The sequence below is a fragment of the Caballeronia sp. LZ034LL genome, from assembly GCF_031451215.1.
In the GTDB taxonomy this organism is placed as follows: Bacteria; Pseudomonadota; Gammaproteobacteria; order Burkholderiales; family Burkholderiaceae; genus Caballeronia.
In genome coordinates this window covers 1922075-1946259 of sequence record NZ_JARUXR010000001.1, presented here as the reverse complement: position 1 = coordinate 1946259, position 24185 = coordinate 1922075, and the positions used below count along the sequence as shown (strand labels likewise).

Here is a 24185-nt window from a genome sequence, read left to right as displayed (position 1 = left end):
AGAGCAACGGCAACGGAGGCGTGCACGCGTGAAAGACATCATCCAGTTTTCGCATGCGAACGGCTTTCCCGCATCGACCTATCGCACGATGTTCGCCGAACTGGCCGACGAATTCGAGATTCGCGGCATCGAATGCATCGGACACGATCCGCGCTTTCCGGTCACGCAGGACTGGCCGCATCTGGTGGAGCAGCTCATCGACGACATGAACCGCCAGCGCGGCAGCACCGACGGCGAACCCGCGAAGGTCTGGCTCGTCGGGCATTCGCTGGGCGGCTATCTCTCGCTGCTGGCGGCGCTGAAGCGGCCGAACTGGGTCAAGGGCGTCGTGATGCTCGATTCGCCGGTGATCGCGGGCTGGAAAAGCGGTTTGTTGCGCATGACGCAGTGGACCGGGCTGGACGAGCGGCTGTCGCCCGCCGCCGCGACGCGCAAGCGGCGCACGCACTGGGCGAGCCGCGACGAGGCATGGCGGCATTTCCACGCCAAGCCCGCCTTCGCGCGCTGGGACGAGCGCATGCTGGCCGACTACATCGACCGCGGCATGCGTGAAGCGCACCCTGAAGGGCGCCCTGAAGGCGGACGCACGCTGGCGTTCGACCGGCAGGTCGAATATCTGATCTATCGCACCTTGCCGCACACGCTCGGCGCGCGGCTCGCGCACGGCGCGCCGGTGCCGGTGGGCTTCATCGCGGGGACGCGTTCGCGCGAGGTGCGCCACGTGGGGCTCGGCATGACGCGGCGGATCGTCGGCGAGCGGCTCGAATGGCTGGACGGCAGCCATCTGTTTCCGATGGAACGCCCGATCGACACCGCGCGCGCCGTGCAGCGCATGATCACGGCGCTGCGCGCCGGCGTCTGACGGAGCATGAAAAAGGGCACGACGCCCGCCTGCTGCGCGGCGAAATGATCCCGGGTCAGGCCGGTGAAAACGCGCGCATTCGCAGCCCATCTGGCGTCCAGGCACGCTTCGTGGGGCGCGGCCTTTACGGTATAATCCGTTTTTCCCGCGAGCATCTAGCGATGACCAAATATGTATTCGTCACCGGCGGCGTAGTGTCTTCCCTCGGCAAGGGTATTGCCGCCGCCTCCCTCGCCGCGATCCTCGAATCGCGCGGTCTGAAAGTCACCCTCCTCAAGCTCGATCCCTACATCAACGTCGACCCCGGCACGATGTCCCCGTTTCAGCACGGCGAAGTGTTCGTGACGGAAGACGGCGCGGAAACCGATCTCGACCTCGGCCATTACGAGCGCTTCATCAGCACGAAGATGCGCAAGGCCAACAATTTCACCACCGGCCAGATCTACGAATCGGTGATCCGCAAGGAACGCCGCGGCGAGTACCTCGGCAAGACGGTGCAGGTCATTCCGCACATCACCAACGAAATCCAGGCGTTCGTCGAGCGCGGCGCGGCGGCGGCCACCTGCGGCCAGCCGGATGTCGCGATCGTCGAGATCGGCGGCACGGTGGGCGACATCGAATCGCTGCCGTTCCTCGAAGCCGCGCGCCAGATGAGCCTGCGCATGGGCCGCAACAGCGCGTGCTTCGTGCACCTGACGCTCGTGCCGTTCATCGCCACCGCGGGCGAACTGAAGACCAAGCCCACGCAGCACAGCGTGCAGAAGCTGCGCGAAATCGGTATCTATCCGAACGTGCTGCTGTGCCGCGCCGACCGCCCGATTCCCGACGACGAGCGCTCGAAGATCTCGATGTTCTCGAACGTGCCGGAAGACGCCGTGATCTCCGTGTGGGACGCGGACAGCATCTACAAGATTCCGCAGATGCTGAACGACCAGCATCTCGACGACATCATCTGCGAGGAGCTCAAGCTCGCACCGCCGCCGGCGGATCTCGCGATGTGGGCGGACCTCGTGCAGAAGCTCGAGCATCCGAAGAGCGAAGTGACCATCGGCATGGTCGGCAAGTATGTCGAGCTCACGGAGTCGTACAAGTCGCTGATCGAGGCGCTGCGCCACGCGGCCATCCATACCTCGACCAAGGTCAACATCGAGTACATCGATTCCGAGCAGATCGACGCCGAAGGCACCGACGCCCTCAAGCATCTCGACGCCGTGCTGGTGCCGGGCGGCTTCGGCCGGCGCGGTACGGAAGGCAAGATCAAGGCCATCCGCTACGCACGCGAATCGAAGACGCCGTATCTCGGCATCTGCCTCGGCATGCAGCTCGCGGTCATCGAGTTCGCGCGCGACGTGGCCGGTCTCGCGGACGCGAACTCCACCGAGTTCGATCAGGACACGAAGAACCCGGTCGTCGCGCTCATCACCGAGTGGTACGACCGCGCGGGCCGCGTCGAAAAGCGCAGCGAGGAATCGGATCTGGGCGGCACCATGCGCCTCGGTTCGCAGAAGTGCCCGATCAAGACCGGCACCATGGCCGAGCGCATCTACGGCACGGATGTGAACGAGCGTCATCGTCACCGTTATGAAGTCAATAACCGTTTCGTGCCCCAGCTCGAAGCAGGCGGGCTTATCATCAGCGCCCGTACCCCGAGCGAGGATCTGCCCGAAATGATGGAGCTGCCGCAAGCGCTGCATCCGTGGTTCGTCGGCGTGCAGTTCCACCCCGAGTTCACCTCGACGCCGCGCGACGGGCATCCGCTCTTCAAGGCGTTCGTCGAAGCCGCGCGCGCACATGCGCAAGGCGCGGGCGCGACGTCGCAGGCCAAGGCCACCGCTGGAGCGCAAGCATGAAGCTGTGTCACTTCGAAGCCGGTCTGGACCAGCCGTTCTTCCTGATCGCGGGAACCTGCGTGGTCGAGTCGGAGCAGATGACCATCGACGTCGCCGGACGGTTGAAGGAAATCACCACGAAGCTGGGCATTCCGTTCATCTACAAGTCGTCGTTCGACAAGGCGAACCGCAGCTCGGGCAAGTCGTATCGCGGCCCGGGCATGGACGAAGGCCTGCGCATTCTGGGCGAAGTGAAGAAGCAACTGGGCGTGCCCGTCCTCACCGACGTGCATGCCGAAGAGGAAATCGAAGCGGTCGCATCGGTCGTGGACGTGCTGCAGACGCCCGCGTTCCTGTGCCGCCAGACGGACTTCATCCACGCGTGCGCGCGTTCGGGCAAGCCGGTCAACATCAAGAAAGGCCAGTTTCTCGCACCGCACGACATGAAGAACGTGATCGACAAGGCACGTGACGCCGCGCGCGAAGCGGGCCTGTCGGAAGACCGCTTCATGGCGTGCGAGCGCGGCGTGTCGTTCGGCTATAACAACCTCGTCTCCGACATGCGCTCGCTCGCGATCATGCGCGAGACGAATGCACCGGTCGTGTTCGACGCCACCCACTCGGTCCAGTTGCCGGGCGGGCAGGGCACCAGTTCCGGCGGCCAGCGCGAGTTCGTGCCGGTGCTGGCGCGCGCGGCCATCGCCACGGGTGTCGCGGGCGTGTTCATGGAGACGCATCCGGACCCGGCCTGCGCGAAGTCGGACGGTCCGAACGCGGTGCCGCTGCATCGCATGGAAGCGCTGCTGGAAACGCTCATCACGATCGATCGCGCCGTCAAGAGCGGCCCGTTCCTCGAAAGTGATTTCAACTGAAACTGAGCGGCAACCGCCATTGCAGTTTCGCGGTGAAGAAGTACGATAGCGGGCGCCCATGTCGGCGCCCGCATGCAGAACAACGGTCACGTGACGTGGCCGTGCAGGAGGAGCGGGCCGTGCCTGATGTGTTCGAAGGCATGGCCGTCATGACGAACCTGAAGCCGAATTTGAAGCCGAACTTGCAGCATTCAGCGGTCACGCACGCAGTATCGTGACCGCATGTGCCGGTCCCGCATCAGCCTGACGGATTCAGTTCACCGCAGCGTCGGCCGAGCTTTTTGCGAGTCGCGCAACGCTGCCGCGCCACTGAATCAGGGGTCGAGCAAAGGGTCCGGGCGAAGCGCAGCAGGCGCGAGCGCCACGGCCAGTCCGGCCGCGCCGCGTCGTAACGCCTGACAGAATTCATCGTCATTTCTTGAGGAAACCATGAGTGCTATCGTAGATATCATCGGCCGCGAGATTCTCGATTCGCGAGGCAATCCGACCGTCGAATGCGACGTGTTGCTCGAATCGGGCACGATGGGCCGCGCCGCGGTGCCGTCGGGTGCGTCCACCGGTTCGCGCGAAGCCATCGAACTGCGCGACGACGAAGCCGGCCGCTACAACGGCAAGGGCGTGCTGAAAGCCGTCGAACACATCAACACCGAGATTTCCGAAGCCATCATGGGCCTCGATGCCTCGGAACAAGCCTTCCTCGACAAGACCCTGCTCGAACTCGACGGCACGGACAACAAGTCGCGTCTCGGCGCGAACGCGATGCTGGCCGTGTCCATGGCCGTCGCGAAGGCCGCCGCTGAAGAAGCCGGCCTGCCACTGTACCGCTATTTCGGCGGCTCGGGCGCCATGCAGCTGCCGGTGCCGATGATGAACATCGTCAACGGCGGCGCGCACGCGAACAACAGCCTGGACATCCAGGAATTCATGATCGTGCCGGTGAGCCAGCCGACCTTCCGCGAAGCGCTGCGCTGCGGCGCCGAAGTGTTCCACGCGCTGAAGAAGATCCTGGCCGATCGCGGCATGAGCACCGCCGTGGGCGACGAAGGCGGCTTCGCGCCGAACTTCGGCAGCAACGACGAGTGCCTGTCCACGATTCTGCAAGCCATCGAAAAGGCGGGTTATCGCGCCGGTGAAGACGTGCTGCTCGCGCTCGACTGCGCGGCGAGCGAGTTCTATCACGACGGCAAGTACCAGCTCGCGGGCGAAGGCCTGCAACTGTCGTCGAGCGAGTTCGCCGACTACCTCGCCACGCTGGCCGACAAGTTCCCGATCGTCTCGATCGAGGACGGCATGCACGAAGGCGACTGGGAAGGCTGGCGGATCCTGACGGAAAAGCTCGGCAAGAAGATCCAGCTGGTCGGCGACGATCTCTTCGTGACCAACACGCGCATCCTGAAGGAAGGCATCGAGAAGGGCATCGCCAACTCGATCCTCATCAAGATCAACCAGATCGGCACGCTGACGGAAACCTTCGCGGCCATCGAAATGGCCAAGCGCGCGGGCTACACGGCTGTCATCTCGCATCGTTCGGGCGAGACGGAAGATTCGACCATCGCGGACATCGCCGTGGGCCTGAACGCCGGCCAGATCAAGACCGGCTCGCTGTCGCGCAGCGACCGCATTTCGAAGTACAACCAGCTGCTGCGCATCGAGGAAGATCTCGGCGATATCGCGAGCTATCCGGGCAAGTCGGCGTTCTACAACCTGCGCTAAAGCTTTCGCCGCTTTAGTCGATAAGGGTTCGTCAGTCTTATATCCAGCCCGTCGCCCTCGGCCATTCGTCTTTTGCCGCCGGGCGACGCTTCTTTCGGCTACTTGAATGCGGCTTGTCACTGTCGTTCTGATTCTGTTGCTGGCGCTGATCCAGTACCCGCTCTGGTGGGGCCACGGCGGCTGGCTGCGCGTGCATGAACTGCAGCAGCAGCTTGCGCAGCAGACGGACAAGAACACCAATCTGCGCCTGCGTAACGAGCGGGTGCAGGGCGAGGTTCAGGATCTGCAGAACGGCACGTCGGCGGTCGAGGAACGGGCGCGCTACGAGATGGGCATGGTGAAGGACAGCGAGGTGTTCGTGCAGTTCGTCTCGCCGAATTCCACCGCGCCCGTCAACTCGGCCAACGTGCCGGGCATGAGCGGGTCGACGCGCGGTCAGGTGTCGTCGGCGCCGTTGCGTGTGGTGCCGAATCCGGTGTCGCGCTCGAAGCAGGAGCTGCGCGATCTCGACCGCAAGGCGCAAAAGGACAAGGCGGCTGAAGCGAAGAAGAAGGGCAGTGCGCAGTAGTACGCGTTAGTACGCGGCGCGGTTCGGACAGACGAAAAAAATGGCGCGGTCACTCCAAGTGATCGCGCCATTTTTGTTTTCAGGAGCCGTGGGTTGCCGCGCTCACCACCAGGTGCCGATACCCACGCCCGAACCCCAGTACGGTCCGCCCCAGCCACCGCTTGAATAGCCGCCGTACACCGAAACCGGCGCGGGCGCCGGCGCGTAGAACTGCGACATCGTCCGCGCGGCTTCGCTGGCCGTGGCGGCCTGCTGCGATTCGTCGAGCGCCTGTTTGTCGATGGCGTTGTAGCGCGCCATCTGCTGCTGCGGCGTCAGCGCCTGTTGCGGCGCAGGCGCGGTATCGGGCAGACGGCTATAGATGGGTGACGGGCCGGGCGGTTCCATCGCGCAGCCCGCGACGAGCGCGAACCCCGCGGCGAGTGCGAACAATCCCGTCGGCCGTTTCCAGTCGGGCAGTGCGGTTTTCATCTTGCGACCTCCAGCGGGCCGGACATCTGAACGGAAAATCAGACTGAAGCTGCAGCGGGCTTTCGTGAACCGCACCGCAGGCGACGCTTGCAAGCCGTGTTGCGCCGACGCTCAATGCCGCCGGTCCGACGCCGGGCTCACGCCTTGTGAGAGCTCTTTCGCGACGAAAAGTTGCGCGACGTCCACCGGGTCGAAGTCATAGCGCTGGTTGCAGAACTCGCAGTGCACCTCGACGCCGCCGCGCTCCTCAATGACGCTGTCCACTTCCTCGCGGCCCAGCATCTTCAGCATGCCGCCCACTTTCTCGCGCGAGCAGCTGCACTGGAAGCGCGCCGGCGCGGGATCGAAATGCTGGACGTTCTCTTGCCAGAAGAGCCGCTTGAATACCGTGTCCGGCTCTTCCTTCAGCAGTTCTTCGTTGGACAGCGTGCTGCCCAGATGGCACACGCGCTGCCACGTGTCGGCGTCGTGCTCGCCCGGATGCGGGACGATGCCGCCGTCGCCAGGCAGCTTCTGCAGCAGCATGCCGACCGCGCGATCGGTATCCGCGGCGAGCCACAGGCGCGTGTCGAGCTGCTCGGAGTGGTGCATGTAGTGCTCGAGCACCTCGGCCATCGACGCCAGCGGGCCATGCTCGCCCGACAGCGGCACGATGCCCTGGTACGGCTGCTGGCCCGGCTTCTTGTCGGACGGATCGAGCGTGATCACGCAGCGGCCGCGGCCATGCTGGTTCAGCAACTCGCTGAGCGACATCTCGTCCTTCAGCTCGCTTTCGGCGCCGTCGGCCAGCTTGGCCGTGGCGCGCAGCGACAGGTTCGAATGGCACTGCACGACCAGCATCTTCACGGGGCCGTCGCCGTAGATCTGCATGACGAGCGTGCCGTCGAACTTGAGATTGGCCGACAGCAGCGCGCACGCCGCCATCATCTCGCCGAGCACGTTGCGCACGGCAACCGGATACTGGCGGCGCGCGAGCACTTCCTGCCACGTATGGCGCAGCGAGACGATCTCGCCGCGCACGGGCGCCGCGTTGAACATGAATTTCTGCAACTGGTCGTTCACAACTCTTCCTTGGGTGTTGAGACTGGCCCGGATGTCCGGATCTCAGCCGATGCGCACGAGCTGCGCCTTGTAATATTCGCGCCGGTCGGCATAGCTTGCCGTGGCCCCGCGCATGCGGGCGATGTCCGCTTCGCCGATCTCCCGGATGGCCTTTGCCGGCGCGCCGAGAATCAGCATGTTGTCCGGAAAGACCTTGCCTTCGGTGACCACGGCGCCCGCGCCAACCAGACAGTTGCGGCCGATCACCGCACCATTCAAGACCACCGCCTGAATCCCGATCAGCGAGCCTTCCTTGACCGTGCAACCATGCAGCATGGCCTGATGGCCGACGGTGACGTCGTTTTCAATCGTCAGCGGAAAACCCGGGTCCGCGTGCAGCACCGCGCCTTCCTGCACGTTGCTGCCGCGCCCGACGACGATCGGCTCGTTATCGCCGCGCAGGGCGGCGCCGGGCCACACGCTGGCGTTTTCCGCGAGCGTCACGCGACCGATGATGGTCGCGGTGTCCGCGAGAAACACGCTTTCGTGGATGGTGGGGGCGTCGTCGCCGAGTTTGTAGATGGCCACATTGTCTCCTGAGGCGTGGATTCGTATGAATGGGTGCGAACGGGGCGTGGCCGGGCGGGTCCGGCGGCGGCGCTACAATGCGCGCCTGCCGGCACGGCGGCCGACGTCGTTGCGCGATGCGCGGGCGTGCGCCGGGATGTCCATTTTAGCCGTTTGCACTGGATGCCCGCCGATCGGGAATTTTCCGGCATCCTCTCTCCAGACCGCCACCATGCACGAGACCGCCACGCCCTCCGACACCGATGTCCGCCTGCTCGCGCTCGAGATCCTGCGCGAGTGCGATCCCGCCGTGAAGGCGTCGCGCACGCGCGCGTTGTGGGATGCGGTGCGTGCGCATGCGGCACGGATCGATCCGGCAAGCGCCTTGACCGATCCCGGCGATCTTCCCGGCCGTCCGGCGCGGCCCGCGCTGGTCGAGCCGTCGGCGCTGAAGCGGCGCGGCATGCAGTCGGAGGCGGGGCGCGCCGTGTTGCTGCACGCGCTGGCGCATATCGAATTCAACGCGATCAACCTGGCCCTCGATGCCGTCTGGCGTTTCCCGGCCATGCCCGAAGATTTCTATCTCGACTGGCTGAAAGTGGCCGCCGAGGAAGCCCATCATTTCTCGCTGCTGAGCGCGCGGCTGGCTGAATTCGGTCATGCCTACGGCGATTTTCCGGCGCACGACGGCCTGTGGGACATGGCGCAGCGCACCCGTGGCGATGTGCTCGGCCGCATGGCGCTGGTGCCGCGCACGCTGGAGGCACGCGGGCTGGACGCATCGCCGCCCATCCGCAAGCGGCTCGCGCAGGCGGGCGATCACGCGTCGGCAGCGATTCTCGACATCATCCTGCGCGATGAAATCGGCCATGTGCTGATCGGCAACCGCTGGTTCCGCTTTCTCTGCGACGCCCGGCAACTCGATCCCCACGCGACCTACGAAAGCCTCGCCGCCCGCTATCACGCGCCGCGGCTGCGCGGACCGTTCAACTTCGAGGCGCGCCGCGAAGCGGGTTTCGACGAAGCCGAACTGCGTGCGCTCTCAGGTCTCGACGATGGCCCGCCGCCGGTACAATCGAACGATCATCCTTTTTTATCTTGAGAAGGCGGGAACATGAAGGAATCGCGCTCCGAATTCGTCGATGCGTGCGGCGTGCGTCTGCATGTGCGCCGCTGGGGTCCGCCCGACGCACCGATGCTCTTCATGCTGCACGGCTGGATGGATATCGGCGCATCGTTCCAGTTCGTCGTCGATGCGCTTCCCGACGACTGGCAGGTGCTCGCGCCGGATGCGCGCGGATTCGGGCTGTCGGACTGGCCGGTGGCCCGCAGCGGCGGCGGCCATTACTACTTTCCGGACTATCTCGCCGATCTCGAACGGCTGCTCGACCGCTACACGCCCGACGTGCCGGCGAATCTCGTCGGTCACAGCATGGGCGCGAATCTCGCGCTGCTGTACGCGGGCGTGCGGCCGGAGCGCGTGCGGCGCGTCGTCGATCTGGAAGGCTTCGGTTTGCCGGGGGCGCGCGCGTCGCAGGCGCCCGGCCGTCTGGCGCAATGGCTCGACGACCAGCGCGCGCCGCCCACGCTGCGCAGCTACGCGAGCCTCGACGAAGTGGCCGAGCGTCTGATCCGCACCAATCCGCGCCTCGCGCCGGCTCGTGCGCGCCATCTGGCGCAGTACTGGTCGCGCGAGGAAGCGGACGGACGGTTTCATCTGCTCGCCGATCCGGCACACAAGATGCGCGGACCGACGCTATACCGTCTGGACGAAGTCAGCGCGACATGGGCGCGCGTGACGGCGCCGGTGCTGCACGTCGAGGCGAAGGATTCGCAGACTCTCTCGGGCTTCGCCGGGCAGACGCCCGTCGCCGAGTTCAAGCAGCGCTTCGAGGCGTTTGCCGACTGGCGCGAGGAGGTCATCGACAACGCCGGCCACATGGTCCATCACGACCAGCCGGAGCGGGTCGCGGCGCTGATCGCGGCGTTCTGTGCGTGAGGCCGCCCGCGCGTGACGAAGGGACAGCATGTCCGGACTGTCATGCCATTAAACTAGAATGTCAGTGAACCGCGAGAACCGATAATGAACGCCGATCTGCATTGCCACTCCACCGTGTCCGACGGCCAGTTCGCGCCCGCCGAGGTCGCGGCGCGGGCGCATGCGAACGGCGTGACCTTGTGGTCGCTGACGGATCACGATCAGCTGGGCGGGCAGCGGGAAGCGCGCGCGGCGGCCGAGGCGCTCGGCATGGGCTATCTGGCGGGCGTCGAGATCTCGGTGACGTGGGCGGCGCGGACGGTGCATATCGTCGGCATGAACGTCGATGCCGAAAACGAGGCGCTGCAACGCGGCCTCGAATGCACTCGCAACGGCCGGGCGGCGCGCGGCGAGGCGATCGGCGAGGCGCTGGCGGCCATCGGCATTCCGGACTGCCTGAAAGGCGCGCTGCGCTATACCGACGACCCGGACATGATCTCGCGCACGCACTTCGCGCGCTATCTGGTCGATGCGGGCTACGCACAATCCACTTCCGAAGTGTTCTCGCGCTATCTCGGCGACGGCAAGCCGGGCTTCGTCGAGCATCGCTGGGCGAAGCTGGCCGACGCCGTGAAGTGGATCCGGGAAGCGGGCGGCGAGCCGGTCATCGCGCATCCCGGCCGCTACGATTTCACGCCGGTGGAGTTCGCCGCGCTGTTCGACGAGTTCATCCAGCTGGGCGGGCGCGCCATCGAGGTCGTGACGGGCAGTCACACGCCGGATCAATATCGCGAGTACGCTGACGTCGCGCGGCGTTATGGCTTCGAGGCATCGCGCGGGTCCGACTTTCACGGCGCGGGCGAAGGCCGTGTCGATCTCGGCCGGCTGCCGCCGCTGCCCGACGACCTCACGCCTGTCTGGGAGCGCTGGCTGTAACGCTCCTTCGCGCGCTGCGCCTGTTCCGTGCGCATGGTCCTTGCATGGATTGACTTGTCTCCGCACGCAGTCCGCGTACCGGTGCGCCCAGGCGTGAGCTGCACATGCGCCGCCGCCGCGCGCGCCCGGGCCACGCGCCAACGCAAAAGCACACGCAAACGCAACGCTAACGATCGGAACAAAAAGGCGTCGTCATGTCCCAGTTCTTTCGCATTCATCCGGACAATCCGCAGCCGCGGCTCATCAACCAGGCCGTGCAGATCATCAAGGACGGCGGGCTCGTCGCCTTGCCGACGGATTCGAGCTACGCGCTCGCCTGCCATCTCGACGACAAGGACGCTGTCGAGCGCCTGCGACGGATTCGCGGCATCGACGACAAGCAACTGCTGTCGCTGCTCGTGCGCGACCTGTCCGAGCTGTCCAATTTCGCCCAGGTCGACAACCGGCAATACCGTCTCATCAAGTCGGTGACGCCGGGGCCCTATGTGTTCGTGCTGCAGGCCACCAAGGAAGTGCCGCGCCGGCTGTCGCATCCGTCGCGCAAGACCATCGGCCTGCGGGTGCCGGATCACACGATCACGCTCGATCTGCTCGAAGCGCTCGGCGAACCGCTGCTCGCCTCCACGCTGATCCTGCCGCCCGACACCGAACCGCTCAACGACCCCGAGGAGATCCGCGAGCGCCTGGAAAAGCAGATCGAACTGGTGATCGACGCGGGCGCGTGTCCGGCGGAGCCTTCCACGGTGATCGACCTGTCCGGGGGGGAGCCGGTGCTCGTGCGCGCGGGGAGAGGCGCCCTCGAACCGTTCGGGCTCACGGCCTAGCGCCGCGCAGTGACGCACACGAGCACAAGTCCCGCACAGGTTCCCTATAAGTCCCGATTAAGTCTCATGCTTCACCATATGGCCAAGAGCGTGCGCGCGCGGCCACACAGCGCGCGCCGGAACCTGCCTGCCTGCTTGATACAATACCGCCCTATGGATTCTTCCCTGATACAGACCATCGCGGTCTACGCGCTCCCGGTGATCTTCGCGATCACGCTGCACGAGGCCGCGCACGGTTACGCCGCGCGCCTGCTCGGCGACAACACGGCCTACGTGCTCGGCCGCGTTTCCATGAATCCGATGCGCCATATCGATCCCATCGGCACGATCGTGATCCCCATCGTGCTGTATTTCGTGACGAGCGGCGCGTTCATGTTCGGCTATGCCAAACCGGTGCCAGTCGCGTTCGGCAATCTGCGCAATCCGCGCTGGGGCAGCCTCTGGGTGGCCGCCGCCGGTCCCGGCAGCAACTTCGTGCAGGCCCTCGTGTGGGGCGTGATCGCGGTGCTGCTCATGGTCTTTCACGTCGACGAACCGTTCTTCACGCGCATGGCGGCCGCCGGCGTCGGCGTGAATCTCGTGCTCGGCGTGCTCAATCTCTTTCCGCTCCCGCCGCTCGACGGCGGACGCGTGCTGATGGCGCTTCTGCCGGTGCGCGCGTCCATCGCGTTCTCGAAGCTCGAACCTTACGGTTTCTTCATCGTGATGGCGCTCGTCGTCACCGGCGTGCTGACGCGCTTCTGGCTCGGGCCGCTCGTGAGCGTCGGCTACGCAGCGGTATCGGCCATCCTGAATCCCCTCGCTTCACTCTTTCCATAACATCATGTTCCCTGACCGTATTTTCTCCGGCATGCGGCCCACCGGGTCGCTGCATCTCGGCCACTATCACGGCGTGCTGAAAAACTGGGTGCGGTTGCAGTCCGAATACCCGTGCTTCTTCGCGGTGGTGGACTGGCATGCGCTCACCACGCACTACGAGACGCCCGAGGTCATCGAGAAAAACGTCTGGGAGGTGCTGATCGACTGGCTGGCGTCGGGCATCGATCCGGCGCAGGCCACGCTGTTCATCCAGAGCCGCGTGCCCGAGCACGCCGAACTGTCGCTGCTGCTCGGCATGGGCACGCCGCTCGGCTGGCTCGAACGCGTGCCGACCTACAAGGAGCAGATCGAGAAGCTGAAGGAAAAGGATCTCGACACCTACGGCTTCCTCGGCTATCCGGTGCTGATGGCGGCGGACATCCTGCTGTACCGCGCGTCGCTCGTGCCGGTGGGCGAGGACCAGGTGCCGCACGTCGAGATGACGCGTGAAATCGCGCGCCGCTTCAACTATCTCTACGGCCGCGAACCGGGCTTCGAAGAGAAGGCGCTGGAAGCCGCGAAGAAGCTCGGCGGCAAGCGTTCGAAGCTGTATCACGAGCTGCGCGTCGCGTATCAGCAGGAAGGCGACGACGAAGCGCTCGAACAAGCGCGCGCGATGCTGCAGGAATCGCAGAGCCTCTCGATGAGCGACCGCGAGCGCCTGTTCGGCTATCTCGAAGGCTCGCGCAAGATCATCCTGGTCGAGCCGCAGGTGCTGCTGACGGAAGCGTCGCGCATGCCGGGCCTCGACGGGCAGAAGATGTCGAAGTCGTATGGCAATACCATCGGCTTGCGCGAGGACGCGGCGACCATCGAACAGAAGGTGCGCCGCATGCCGACCGACCCGGCGCGCGTGCGCCGCACCGATCCGGGCGATCCGGACAAGTGCCCGGTCTGGAAGCTGCACGAGGTCTACACCGACGAGACGGTCCACGCGTGGGTGCAGAAGGGCTGCCGCAGCGCGGGCATCGGTTGCCTGGAGTGCAAGCAGCCGGTGATCGAAGGCATCCTGCGCGAACAGCAGCCGATGCTCGAACGCGCGCAGAAATACATGGACGATCCGTCGCTGCTGCGCGCGATCGTCGCGGACGGCTGCGACAAGGCCCGCAAGTTCGCCACCGAGACGATGCGCGACGTACGCGAGGCCATGGGCCTGTCCTACAACTGATGGAGAGCGTGGCGAGCGCCTGGGTGACGCGCTGGGCGCATCTGATCGCGGCCGGCGGCACGGTGCTCGATGTCGCCTCGGGCAGCGGGCGCCATGCGCGCTGGCTGGCGGCGCGCGGACATCGCGTGCTGGCGGTCGATCGCGATGCGCAGGCGCTCGGGTCGATGGCGTCGGAGCGCGGCATCGAGACGTTGAACGCCGATCTCGAGGACGGCTCGCCGTGGCCGCTTTCCGGCCGAACGTTCGATGCAGTCGTCGTCACGAACTATCTGCACCGGCCGTTGTTCGGCGCGCTGGTCGCGTCGCTTGCGCCGGGCGGCGTACTGCTTTACGAAACTTTCGCGACGGGCAATGCGAGTGTAGGCAAGCCGTCGAATCCGGCATTCCTGCTCGCGCCCGGCGAACTGCTCGAGGCCGTACGCGGACCGTTGCGCGTGATCGGTTACGAAGACGGCTTTCTCGACCAACCGCGGCCCGCGTATGTGCAGCGCATTTGCGCGGTACGCGAGGCAGATCGGCTCACGATTGGTAACACACCCCCGGGTCCGCCGCGTTACGCGTTGCACGGCTAATCCGCTACAATCGCGAGAGATCGCGTTTCGCGGCTAAATTCACGATTAAATTCATAGAGTTTCATGACAAACGGCACAAGCGGCACAAGCGGCACCAACCAGGGCGGCCTTCAGATCCGCGGCAGCATTCCTGCCATCGTTACCCCGATGCACGAGGACGGTAGTCTCGACCTGCCGGCGTTCCGAAAACTGGTGGACTGGCATGTCGAACAAGGTTCGAACGGTCTCGTCGTGGTGGGCACGAGCGGCGAATCCGCCACGCTGTCGGTCGAGGAACACATCCTGATGATCCAGACGGCCGTCGAGCACGCGGCCAAGCGCTTTCCGATCATCGCGGGCGCGGGCGGCAACTCCACCGCCGAAGCCATCGAACTCTCGAAGCACGCGAAGAAGGTCGGCGCCGACGCCACGCTGCAAGTCGTCCCGTATTACAACAAGCCGACGCAGGAAGGCATCTATCGCCATTTCAAGGCGATCGCCGAAGCCGTCGACCTGCCCGTGATCCTCTACAACGTCCCCGGCCGCACGGTCGCGGACATGAGCAACGAAACCATCCTGCGCGCGGCGCAAGTGCCGGGCATCATCGGCGTGAAGGAAGCGACGGGCAACATCGACCGCGCCGCGCACCTGATCAAGCACGCGCCGGCGCACTTCGGCATCTATAGCGGCGACGACCCCACGGCCATCGCGCTGATGCTGCTGGGCGGCCACGGCAACATCTCGGTGACGGCCAACGTCGCGCCGAAGGCCATGAGCCAGCTGTGCCGCGCGGCGCTCGAAGGCGACGCGGTCACCGCGCGCCGCATCCACATGCAGTTGCTGTCGCTGCACAAACAGCTCTTCTGCGAATCGAATCCGATTCCGGCCAAGTGGGCGCTCGCCGAACTGGGCCACATGCAGCACGGCATCCGTCTGCCGCTCACGCCGCTCGATGCGCGCTTCCACGACGTCGTGCGCGACGCGCTGCGCGACTCCGGGCTGCTCGGCTGATCGCATGCGGCGGCGCGCCAGGGTCACCGTCACGTGATCGCCACGCCGCCGCAGTCGATCGACATGAAACACTGCCTCCGTCATCAACCCACGCTCCTTGGCCTCATCGGCCGGTCCCGATGAACCGCTCGGCCCGAGCGGGATCGGCGCCAGGACCCAAGCGTCATCAGCAGCAACGAAGGACCTCATGAAACGTTCCGCTCTTCTTGTTCATGCCAAACGCCTGAGCGTGCTGTCGCTTGGCGCCAGCGCCGTGTTTGCCCTCGCCGGTTGCGATACGCTCAACGACTGGCTCGCGCCGGACCGCGTCAACTACAAGGCTGCTGAAACCGCGCCGTCGCTCAACGTGCCCTCGGACCTGACCACGGCCAACATCAGCCAGCGCTACGCCGCGCCGCCGAAGATCAACGCGCTGGGCGGCGCCGCCGAGCGTTCGGTCACGCCGGCCGGCAACGCGACGCTCGGCGTGCCGAACACGCAGGATCCGTACGGCATGCATGTCGAGAAGGACGGCGATCGCCGCTGGCTTGTCGTCGACGGCCGTTCGCCCGACCAGATCTGGGACCCGCTCAAGGAGTTCTGGCAGGAGAACGGCTTCACGCTCAAGACCGACGCGCCCGCCACCGGCATCATGGCGACCGACTGGGCCGAGAATCGCGCCAACATTCCGAACGACTGGTTCAGGAACAGCGTGGGCAAGCTGATCGATTTTGCGTATTCGTCGGGCACGCGCGACATGTTCCGCACCCAGGTGGACCGCGCGCAGGACGGCTCCACGGACATCTCCATCACGCACAGCGCGATGGAAGAAGTGCTGACCGGTCAGGACAAGACCGGCTCGCGCTGGGAAACGCGTCCGCGCAATCCGGCGCTCGAAGCGGCGGTCCTCACGAAGCTGATGCAGAAGTTCGGGCTCACCGAAGATCAGTCGAAGCAGCTGATCGCCGATGCACGGCCGGCCGGTGCGAAGGTGGCGGTGGATCCGGGCGCGGGCGGCACGTCGCTCGATCTCGCCGAGCCCTTCGATCGCGCGTGGCTGCGCGTGGGCCTGGCACTCGATCGCACGAACTTCACGGTCGACAATCGCGATCGCGAAAAGGGCATCTACTACGTGCATTACTCGGACTCGATGGCCGAGCTCAAGAAAGACGGCCTGTTCGGCAAGTTCTTTTCGAGCAACACGCCGAAGCCGACGCGCCAGTTCCTCGTCAACGTGAAGCCGAAGGCGGACGCGGTCACGCAGATCGGCGTCGTCGATGCGAACGGGCAGCCGGACACATCGTCCGATGCACAGCGCATCGTCTCGCTGCTTCACGCACAGTTGAACTAGCCATACGTGCAGGACTTCAGTTGATCAAGGTTGCATCGTGAGATTCGCCAGTCTGGGCAGCGGCAGCGAAGGCAATGCATTGCTCGTCGAGGCGTCGTGCGGCACCACCACGACGCGCGTGCTGCTCGACTGCGGCTTCTCCGCGAAGGAGATCGAGCGGCGTCTCGCGCGGCTCGATTGCCGCGCCGAAGATCTCGATGCCATCGTCATCACGCACGAGCATACGGATCACATCGGCAGCGCGATGACGCTGGCGCGCAAGTTCTCCATTCCGTTGCACATGAGCTGGGGCACGGCGCGCGCGATCGGCGCCGATGGAGGCAAGGTCGAGCTGAACGTGCTGTGGGGCGACGAGCGGGTGGCCATCGGCGATCTGAGCGTGTTGCCGTACACCGTGCCGCACGATGCCCGCGAGCCGCTGCAATACGTCTTCTCCGATGGCGCCAGCCGCCTGGGCGTGCTCACCGACGTGGGCGTTTCAACGCCGCATATCACGAACATGCTGAGCGGGTGCGACGCACTCGTGCTCGAATCCAATCACGATCTCGCGATGCTCGCGGCGAGCCGTTATCCGCCTTCGCTGAAGGCGCGTATCGGCGGAACGCACGGACACCTGAATAACGACGCGGCCGCGGCCATTCTCGCTTCGCTGGATCGATCGAAGCTGCGTCATCTCGTGGCCGCTCATTTGAGTCAGCAGAACAATCAGCCGCATCTGGCGCAGGCGGCGCTCGCGGCGGTGCTGGGGGCGTCGGCGCTCGAGGTGGTCGTGGCCACGCAGACGGAAGGCTTCGACTGGCTGGCGTTATAGCGTGCCACGCGCGACATGAAGCAAGCATAAAAAAACCGGCTCGAGAGCCGGTTTTTTCGTTTGCAGGCCGCGTCGAGCGACCTGCGGGGGCATAGCGCCTGAAGCCTTACTGGCTTGCGCCCGATGCCGGAGCAGCCGACGAAGCCGCAGCGTCCGAAGCAGCGCCAGCAGCCGAAGCTGCGTCGCTTGCAGCGGCCGAAGCGCTCGATGCTGCAGCGTTTGCGTCCGAAGCGGCAGCAGCCGGTGCCGAAGCAGCCGACGTATCGCTTGCAGCGCTCGGAGCAGCCGAATCGCTAGACTTGTTGCATGCAGCAAGAGCAACAGCAGCCAACAGGGATGCTACGAGGAGGGATTTCTTCATGATCACGTCCTTTTATGGTTAAAGGTAAGCAACAGCGCAAAGTACCGGTAATGTGTGCTCCAACACCGACCTGGGCCGCTGTGGAGACTCACAATTCTTTTTTGGTGTGAGACTTCCTACGGCTTGGCCGGAAATTATAGGCACTTTCGCAACGACCGTCGATAAATCGGGGGCCGATACGTTGTCTTTCTCATACAAACTTTCATATTGCGGAACGCCGTATTCTAGCATTCGCAGCATGTTTCACAGCGTGTTTGGAAGCCTCGTCGAGCCAAGCCTGTCAAGCCCAAGCGCCTAGTTGAATCCAGCCCGCACGATACCATTCGTGCAGCAACGCTGTCATTGTCGAATCGTCTGTAAGTGTTACAAAGCGTTTCGCCTCCAGATGCCTTGAATCGGCCAATTCAGGGAGCCACTTTTTCAGCTTCGGCGATAACGATGCTGCCTCGCCATTTACGAAATATGACTTCTGGTCATAGAGCAAAATGGCCTTTCTATCCAGCTTTACGCCCGTCTTTTTTGCGCGTTCAACGAAGCGCTCTTCATTCAACGCGCGTTCCGGCGAATCGAACACGACATTCGCCTTCGGCTCGCTCAAATAAGTGCCCAGAAACGCAGCGATGTCCTTTTCATTCCAGTCGATGTTCGCAAGGATCGCGCCTACACGCTCCTTCAACAGTCCAGGCAGCGCGCCCGGGTTCGCCACGGGCTCTTGAGCAGGGTCGCGATAACGTGCGCCCGCGCGGGCGCTATCGGCTGTTTCGCCGGCACGTTCAGCCAGGTGATAGAGGAACTGCGCCGTGAGTTCATGCTCCGAAGGCGCGCGAAAGCCGATGGACGCCGTCATGCATTCGCCTTCCGCAATGCCGTCGTGCGCGACGTGCGGCGGCAGATAGAGCATGTCGCCGGGCTCCAGCAGCCATTCCTCTTCAGGCTCGAAGTGCTGTAAAACTTTCAACGGAAGTCCGGGTTTTAGCGAAAGATCGCGCTGTTTGCCAATGCGCCAGCGGCGCTTGCCATGCACCTGCAACAGGAACACATCGTAGGAGTCGAAGTGAGGACCGACACCGCCGCCATCGGTGGCGTAGGAGATCATCAGATCATCGAGACGCGCATCCGGAATAAAACGGAACTGGTTCATCAGCGCATGGGCGCGGTCGTCGTGCAGGTTCGCGCCTTGCACGAGCAGCGTCCATTCACGCTTTTTTACCGATGGCAGTTCGTCAGGCGCGAACGGCCCGTGCTCCATGTCCCATTTGTCGCGAAAATGGGTGATGAGACGCGACTCGACGTCGTCGAGATCGGCGAGGGCGAACAGTTCGTCGCGCGGCAGCGGAGCGGCAAGACCGGGGAACGCCTGACGGATCAGCAGCGGCTTTTTCTGCCAGTAGCGCCGCATGAACTGCCGCGGCGTGCGGTTGCCCAACAGGGGTGTGAGCTCGTCCGGCAAGGGCGCACGGGTGTGCCCGGGCGGGGTGGAACGGGGGGATGGACTGGCGTGGTGTGGCCGCTTGGGCATCGTATAATCGAGTCTTGTATCTTGGAGGATCCAATGAAAATTGCGAAAGACAAAGTCGTTTCGGTCGCGTACAAGCTATCGGATGCGCAAGGCAATCTGATCGAGGAAAGCGACGAGCCGATGGTCTATCTGCACGGCGGCTATGATGGCACGTTCCCCAAGATCGAGGAAGCGCTGGCCGGCCATGAAGCCGGCTTCGAAACGCTCATCCAGCTCGAGCCGCAGGACGCATTCGGCGAGTACGATCCCGAGCTCGTGAAGATCGAAGAGCGCAGCCGCTTTCCCGAGCCGCTGGAAGTGGGCATGCAGTTCGAAGGCACGCCGGAGGATGCGGACGACGAACTCGACTCGCTGATCTACACCGTCACCGACGTCGCCGAAGACAAGGTCGTGCTGGACGGCAATCATCCGCTCGCGGGCATGGCCTTGCGTTTCGCGCTGTCGGTGCAGGAAGTGCGCGACGCCACGGATGACGAGATCGAACATCAGCACGCGCATGGCGCGGATGGACTGCAAGTCGTCGATGAAGACGACGAAGAAGACGATAACGAACCGCGCAAGGACGCGGGCCCGACGCTGCATTGAGCGCGCGGCGCAAGACCACTCATCGATGAAGAAAGCGCAGCTTCGGCTGCGCTTTTTTTATTTGTTCAGCGAGTTCGGCGCCGTGCCGTTCTGCACGTTCGAGGCCGGCATCGGATAGATGGGCGGCATGGACTGCGGCGGCGTCAGGATGGGCGGCAGATCGGACGCGGGCAAGGGCATGGTCGACGGCGCGGGCAACGCTTCGGGCAAGTCGTCGCGCGGCAGCGCGGGCAGCGTCGATTGCGATTGCGGCGCCGGATACGCCAGGTCCGACGCGCCCGACGGCGCACTGGTGTCCGCGCTGGCCGCTCCGTTCACGGTACGCATGCGCAGACGGAACGGCGGATGCCATTGCGCATCGGTCTGTACGTCGAGCCATTGCGATTGCGGCTTGCTGAACGCGATGGCCACACGCGTCAGGTTCGTGACGATCAGTCCTTTGTCGTTGCGCAACGGCTGGTCGATGTGGAAGCCGGTGGGCTCGGACGCATCCGTAGTGTGGATCACGATGACCGGCCCGCGAAACGTTTCGGCAGCTTTGACGAGACTGCGCTTGAGTTCGAGGAAGCCATCGCGCGGCTGGTTCGAACGCGAAAAGCGCAGCCATGCAAAACGTTCACGCCGTTCATAGCGCGAGAAATCCGGATCGCCCTGCAGCAGGATGACGAGCGCACGCATCTCCGTGCGCCGCGCGGTCTCCGCCGCGTGTTCGAGCCAGAAACTGGTGGCGACGGCGCGGTCTTCGAACTCGCCGTTGCGTCCGCCCGCGGTCAGATAGTGATTGTTCGGACTCGGCACATTCAGGCCGATGAACGCAACGCCCTGCGACTGCCAGCGCACGATTTCGCGGAAGGTGCGAAAGCGCGCGACATCGCTTTGGCGCGACAGCGTGAGCGGTGTCTGGCCGAGCGCGTTGGCATCGGCGAAGAACAGCTGGCGCACGAAGTCCAGCCGTTCGACGGGATCATAGCCGCCTGCGTGAGCCTGGCCGCAATCGGCCCAGTCGTGCTGGCCCAGCAGGACGATCACCGGCGTGCGCGACGCATCCAGCAAGTCATGCCGCGACTGATAGATGCTGTCGCGACACGCTTCGGCGCTGCCCTTGAAGTTGCCGTCGTAGACGATGAACGCGACGTTGCTGTCGCGCCCGATGACATCGAGCATGCGGCGCACCGGGGCTTCGTCGGCGGGGCGCGAGAGGGCGTCGGCGAGCACCGCGAAACCGAGCGGCCCGCTGGCCTGCGCATGCCCGCCGACGCTCCACATGAGCGCGGCCAGCAGCACGGCCGCGCCGGTCAGACGAGGCGCATGAGAGAGGCGCGAGAATCCGGCACGCTCAACGCGCGTCATCCGGCGGCGCATTCGCCAGCTCGTGCAGTTCGTAGAGCAGATCGAGCGCGTCGCGGGGACGCAGGTCGTTCGGATCGAATCCGCGCAGCTTCGCGATCACCGGATGCTCGGGCGCTTCGACGGGTTCCGGCGACGCTTCCGCTTCGTCTTCATACGGCGCATAGGGCTGGCTCGCGAAGAGATCGAACTGTGGGGTGGGCTGGTTGATGGACTGCTGCTCCAGCAGCACCAGATGCTTGCGCGCCGCGCGGATCACCGCCGACGGCACGCCCGCGAGTTGCGCGACTTGCAGGCCGTAGCTCTGGTTGGCCGGTCCTTCGCTGACGGCATGCAGGAACACGATGCCGTGGTCGTGCTCGACCGCCGAGAGATGCACGTTCGCTGCCTGCGCGAACTCGCTCGGCAGTTGCGTGAGTTCGAAGTAGTGCGTGGCGAACAGCGTGTAGCAGGCGTTGTGCGTGAGCAGATGCCGCGCGATGGCCCACGCGAGCGCGAGACCGTCGAAGGTCGAGGTGCCGCGGCCGATCTCGTCCATCAGCACGAGGCTCGACGCGCTGGCATCGTTGAGGATCGCGGCGGCTTCGGTCATCTCGACCATGAAGGTGGAGCGGCCGCCGGCGAGGTCGTCGGCGGCGCCGATGCGCGTGAAGATGCGGTCCAGCGCGCCGAAGCGCGCGCGCTTCGCGGGCACGTAGCTGCCCACATAGGCCATCAGCGCGATCAGCGCGGTCTGGCGCATGAACGTGGACTTGCCGCCCATGTTCGGCCCGGTGATCAGCAGGAGCTTGCGATCCTGGCTCAGGCAACAGTCGTTGGCGATGAACTGCTCGACCTGCGCCTCGACCACCGGATGCCGTCCCTGTTCGATATCGATGCCCGCTTCGGCCGAAAACTGCGGCGCAACCCAGTCGAGCGCACGGGCGCGTTCGGCGAACGCACACAGCAGGTCCAGCTCGGCGAGCGCGCCGGCCACGCGCTGGCAGTCCGCGATGAAGGGCAGCAGGTTCTGCAGCAACGCCTCGTACAGCGCGCGTTCGCGGGCGAGGGCGCGTTCCTGCGCGGACAGCGCCTTGTCCTCGAAGGTCTTCAGCTCGGGCGTGATATAGCGCTCGGCGTTCTTCAGCGTCTGGCGGCGGCGATAGTCGTCGGGCACCTTGTCCGTCTGGCCGCGCGTCACTTCGATATAGAAGCCATGCACCTTGTTGTATTCGACGCGCAGATTGGCAATGCCGGTGCGCTCGCGCTCGCGTGCTTCGAGATCGATCAGGAACTGGTCGCAGTTCTCCGAGATGTCGCGCAGTTCGTCGAGATCGGGATCGTAGCCGCGCGCGATGACGCCGCCGTCGCGGATCAGCGCGGCCGGTTCGGGCGCGATGGCGCTGGTCAGCAGGTCGAGACATTCGTGCGGCGGTTCGAGCGCGGCGGTGACGCGTTCCAGCGCGCTCGCATGCGCCGATACGCCCGCGACCTGCGCACGCAGTTCCGGCAGCGCGGCGAAGGTGTCGCGCAGGCTCGACAGGTCGCGCGGACGTGCCGAAAGCAGCGCGAGGCGCCCGGTGATGCGTTCGATGTCCGACACCCGGCGCAGCGCCGTGCGCAACGTGTCCAGGCTGCTGGCGGCGGGCGCTTCGAGGAGCGCGCCGATGGCCTGTTGACGTGCCTGCGCGATGGCGGCATCGCGCGGCGGATGATGCAGCCAGTGGCGCAGCAGACGGCTGCCCATGGTCGTGCAGCAGGTGTCGAGCAGGGAGAACAAGGTAGGCGATTCGGTGCCGCGCAGCGTCTCGGTCAGTTCGAGATTGCGCCGCGTGGCCGGATCCAGCCCGATGTATTCCGACTCGTATTCCACCTTCAGGCTGCGCACGTGGCGCAACTGCTGGCCCTGGGTCGCCGCCGCATAGAGCAGCAACGCGCCGGCTGCCCCGCACGCGCAGGTGAGGGTCTGTGCGCCGAAGCCGTCGAGGCTCGCGACATCCAGTTGGTCGCGCAGGCGTTGCGTGCCCGAGCCGACATCGAAATGCCAGGCCGGCACCCGGGTGATGGCGACGTGATTCGCGCCGAGATTCGTCACGCCGAGCGAGCTTTGCAGGTCCGTGATCGAATCCGCGACCAGCGTCTCAGCGGGGCGGATGCGTTCCAGCGCCGCGCCCACTTGAGCGCTCGCGACTTCCGCGAGACGCAGCGCGCCGCTCGCCAGATTGAGCCACGCGAGCCCGACGCTCGTGACCACGCCGCGCCGGTTATGGATGGGGCAGAGCGCAAGCAGATAGACGTCGCTTTTGTCGGAGAGCAGGGCGGCGTCGGTCAGCGTGCCCGGCGTGACCACGCGCATGACCTTGCGTTCGACGGGCCCTTTCGAGGTGGCCGGATCGCCGATCTGCTCGCAGATCGCCACCGACTCGCCGAGCTTCACGAGCTTGGCGAGATACTGCTCGCACGCGTGATGCGGCACGCCCGCCATGCGAATGGGATTGCCGCCGGACGCGCCGCGCTGGGTGAGCGTGAGATCGAGCAGGCGCGCGGCCTTCTCGGCGTCCTCGAAGAACAGCTCGTAGAAGTCGCCCATGCGGTAGAACACCAGCGTGCCGGGATGCTCCGCCTTGATGCGCAGATACTGCTGCATCATCGGCGTGTGTTGCGACAGGTCCGCAGGCGTGGCGGTTTCGCTGGAGGAGTCGGAAGTTGCCGTGTGATTGCCCATCATGCGTGCTGTGAAAGCCGGAACGTGCCGACGGCCGGACGCAACGTGCGCCCGCCGCGGACGGCGGATAACGGCGATGGCGACCCGTGATGAACGGTTACCACCGACAGGGCATGAGTTTAACCTGTTGGGAAGGACGGGCGGAGTCGGCCGGATGGCCTAGGGATGTTTGCAGCCGGAAGGCGAAGGCATGCCTGGATGGAACGCGGATAGAACGCGAGCAGGTCTCAGCAAGCAAGGAGAGGCAGGGACGAAGCGCATCGTCCCTGCGGTCATCAA

At 65.1% G+C, this 24185-nt stretch carries 23 protein-coding genes; 16 read left to right on the top strand and 7 right to left on the bottom strand.

What is annotated here, in order from left to right; genetic code table 11:
• The first annotated feature begins 28 nt into the window (after nt 1–28).
• The 5 genes from QCE83_RS08925 to ftsB all read left to right on the top strand — a co-directional run bounded on the left by QCE83_RS08925 (nt 29) and on the right by ftsB (nt 5844).
• Nucleotides 29–862 carry an alpha/beta hydrolase gene (locus tag QCE83_RS08925; RefSeq protein WP_309808852.1) on the top strand — a complete coding sequence of 278 codons (834 nt, stop codon included), beginning with the start codon at nt 29–31 and terminating at the stop codon, nt 860–862.
• Between the two features lie 161 nt (nt 863–1023).
• A complete protein-coding gene (locus QCE83_RS08920) occupies nt 1024–2712 on the top strand; it encodes a CTP synthase (protein ID WP_309808850.1) in 1689 nt (562 codons plus the stop codon).
• Nucleotides 2709–3563 carry a 3-deoxy-8-phosphooctulonate synthase gene (gene kdsA / locus QCE83_RS08915; protein WP_309808848.1) on the top strand — a complete coding sequence of 285 codons (855 nt, stop codon included), beginning with the start codon at nt 2709–2711 and terminating at the stop codon, nt 3561–3563. Before QCE83_RS08920 ends, kdsA begins: the two co-directional genes overlap by 4 nt.
• A gap of 429 nt (nt 3564–3992) precedes the next feature.
• Complete coding sequence (gene eno, locus QCE83_RS08910; protein WP_309808846.1) at nt 3993–5276, top strand: phosphopyruvate hydratase; 1284 nt, start codon at nt 3993–3995, stop codon at nt 5274–5276.
• A gap of 106 nt (nt 5277–5382) precedes the next feature.
• Nucleotides 5383–5844: a cell division protein FtsB gene (gene ftsB / locus QCE83_RS08905; RefSeq protein ID WP_309808844.1), complete on the top strand. Its 462-nt coding sequence runs from the start codon at nt 5383–5385 to the stop codon at nt 5842–5844.
• 102 nt (nt 5845–5946) lie between these two features.
• Here the strand turns inward: ftsB and QCE83_RS08900 are convergent, their stop codons facing one another.
• From QCE83_RS08900 to QCE83_RS08890, 3 genes are all read right to left on the bottom strand, one after another.
• Nucleotides 5947–6315 carry a hypothetical protein gene (locus QCE83_RS08900; protein WP_309808843.1) on the bottom strand — a complete coding sequence of 123 codons (369 nt, stop codon included), beginning with the start codon at nt 6313–6315 and terminating at the stop codon, nt 5947–5949.
• A gap of 111 nt (nt 6316–6426) precedes the next feature.
• Nucleotides 6427–7377 carry an Hsp33 family molecular chaperone HslO gene (gene hslO / locus QCE83_RS08895; protein ID WP_309808840.1) on the bottom strand — a complete coding sequence of 317 codons (951 nt, stop codon included), beginning with the start codon at nt 7375–7377 and terminating at the stop codon, nt 6427–6429.
• A 42-nt stretch (nt 7378–7419) separates the two neighbouring features.
• Nucleotides 7420–7944, bottom strand: a complete 525-nt coding sequence (locus QCE83_RS08890) for a gamma carbonic anhydrase family protein (RefSeq protein WP_309808838.1) — start codon at nt 7942–7944, stop codon at nt 7420–7422.
• A gap of 211 nt (nt 7945–8155) precedes the next feature.
• Between QCE83_RS08890 and QCE83_RS08885 the strand changes: the two genes are divergently transcribed.
• The 10 genes from QCE83_RS08885 to QCE83_RS08840 all read left to right on the top strand — a co-directional run bounded on the left by QCE83_RS08885 (nt 8156) and on the right by QCE83_RS08840 (nt 17390).
• The gene (locus tag QCE83_RS08885; protein WP_309808836.1) at nt 8156–9025 is read left to right on the top strand and encodes a ferritin-like domain-containing protein; all 870 of its coding nucleotides are present in this window, start codon (nt 8156–8158) and stop codon (nt 9023–9025) included.
• 12 nt (nt 9026–9037) lie between these two features.
• Nucleotides 9038–9922: an alpha/beta hydrolase gene (locus QCE83_RS08880; protein WP_309808834.1), complete on the top strand. Its 885-nt coding sequence runs from the start codon at nt 9038–9040 to the stop codon at nt 9920–9922.
• Between the two features lie 84 nt (nt 9923–10006).
• Nucleotides 10007–10837 carry a 3',5'-nucleoside bisphosphate phosphatase gene (locus QCE83_RS08875; RefSeq protein WP_309808832.1) on the top strand — a complete coding sequence of 277 codons (831 nt, stop codon included), beginning with the start codon at nt 10007–10009 and terminating at the stop codon, nt 10835–10837.
• Nucleotides 10838–11031: 194 nt separating this feature from the next.
• Complete coding sequence (locus tag QCE83_RS08870; RefSeq protein WP_309808829.1) at nt 11032–11661, top strand: L-threonylcarbamoyladenylate synthase; 630 nt, start codon at nt 11032–11034, stop codon at nt 11659–11661.
• Between the two features lie 153 nt (nt 11662–11814).
• Nucleotides 11815–12480 carry a site-2 protease family protein gene (locus QCE83_RS08865; protein ID WP_309808827.1) on the top strand — a complete coding sequence of 222 codons (666 nt, stop codon included), beginning with the start codon at nt 11815–11817 and terminating at the stop codon, nt 12478–12480.
• Between the two features lie 4 nt (nt 12481–12484).
• Nucleotides 12485–13687 (top strand): tryptophan--tRNA ligase, encoded by a 1203-nt coding sequence (locus tag QCE83_RS08860; protein WP_309808826.1) that lies wholly within the window; start codon nt 12485–12487, stop codon nt 13685–13687.
• A complete protein-coding gene (locus tag QCE83_RS08855; protein ID WP_309808824.1) occupies nt 13687–14259 on the top strand; it encodes a class I SAM-dependent methyltransferase in 573 nt (190 codons plus the stop codon). Before QCE83_RS08860 ends, QCE83_RS08855 begins: the two co-directional genes overlap by 1 nt.
• Before the next feature lie 63 nt (nt 14260–14322).
• Complete coding sequence (dapA, locus tag QCE83_RS08850) at nt 14323–15249, top strand: 4-hydroxy-tetrahydrodipicolinate synthase (protein WP_309808822.1); 927 nt, start codon at nt 14323–14325, stop codon at nt 15247–15249.
• A gap of 187 nt (nt 15250–15436) precedes the next feature.
• The gene (gene bamC, locus QCE83_RS08845; protein ID WP_309808819.1) at nt 15437–16579 is read left to right on the top strand and encodes an outer membrane protein assembly factor BamC; all 1143 of its coding nucleotides are present in this window, start codon (nt 15437–15439) and stop codon (nt 16577–16579) included.
• Nucleotides 16580–16616: 37 nt separating this feature from the next.
• On the top strand, nt 16617–17390 hold the full coding sequence (locus QCE83_RS08840) for an MBL fold metallo-hydrolase (protein WP_309808815.1): 774 nt from the start codon (nt 16617–16619) through the stop codon (nt 17388–17390).
• Nucleotides 17391–17496: 106 nt separating this feature from the next.
• Here the strand turns inward: QCE83_RS08840 and QCE83_RS08835 are convergent, their stop codons facing one another.
• Both QCE83_RS08835 and QCE83_RS08830 read right to left on the bottom strand, forming a co-directional pair.
• On the bottom strand, nt 17497–17751 hold the full coding sequence (locus QCE83_RS08835) for a hypothetical protein (protein WP_244825575.1): 255 nt from the start codon (nt 17749–17751) through the stop codon (nt 17497–17499).
• A gap of 280 nt (nt 17752–18031) precedes the next feature.
• A complete protein-coding gene (locus QCE83_RS08830) occupies nt 18032–19270 on the bottom strand; it encodes a JmjC domain-containing protein (RefSeq protein ID WP_309808812.1) in 1239 nt (412 codons plus the stop codon).
• Between the two features lie 33 nt (nt 19271–19303).
• Here QCE83_RS08830 and QCE83_RS08825 point away from each other — a divergent pair, with 33 nt between their 5' ends.
• Nucleotides 19304–19855 (top strand): peptidylprolyl isomerase, encoded by a 552-nt coding sequence (locus tag QCE83_RS08825; RefSeq protein ID WP_309808810.1) that lies wholly within the window; start codon nt 19304–19306, stop codon nt 19853–19855.
• Nucleotides 19856–19912: 57 nt separating this feature from the next.
• Here the strand turns inward: QCE83_RS08825 and QCE83_RS08820 are convergent, their stop codons facing one another.
• Complete coding sequence (locus QCE83_RS08820; RefSeq protein WP_309808808.1) at nt 19913–21205, bottom strand: hypothetical protein; 1293 nt, start codon at nt 21203–21205, stop codon at nt 19913–19915.
• Nucleotides 21192–23906 carry a DNA mismatch repair protein MutS gene (gene mutS / locus QCE83_RS08815; protein WP_309811575.1) on the bottom strand — a complete coding sequence of 905 codons (2715 nt, stop codon included), beginning with the start codon at nt 23904–23906 and terminating at the stop codon, nt 21192–21194. Before mutS ends, QCE83_RS08820 begins: the two co-directional genes overlap by 14 nt.
• Between the last annotated feature and the right edge of the window lie 279 nt (nt 23907–24185).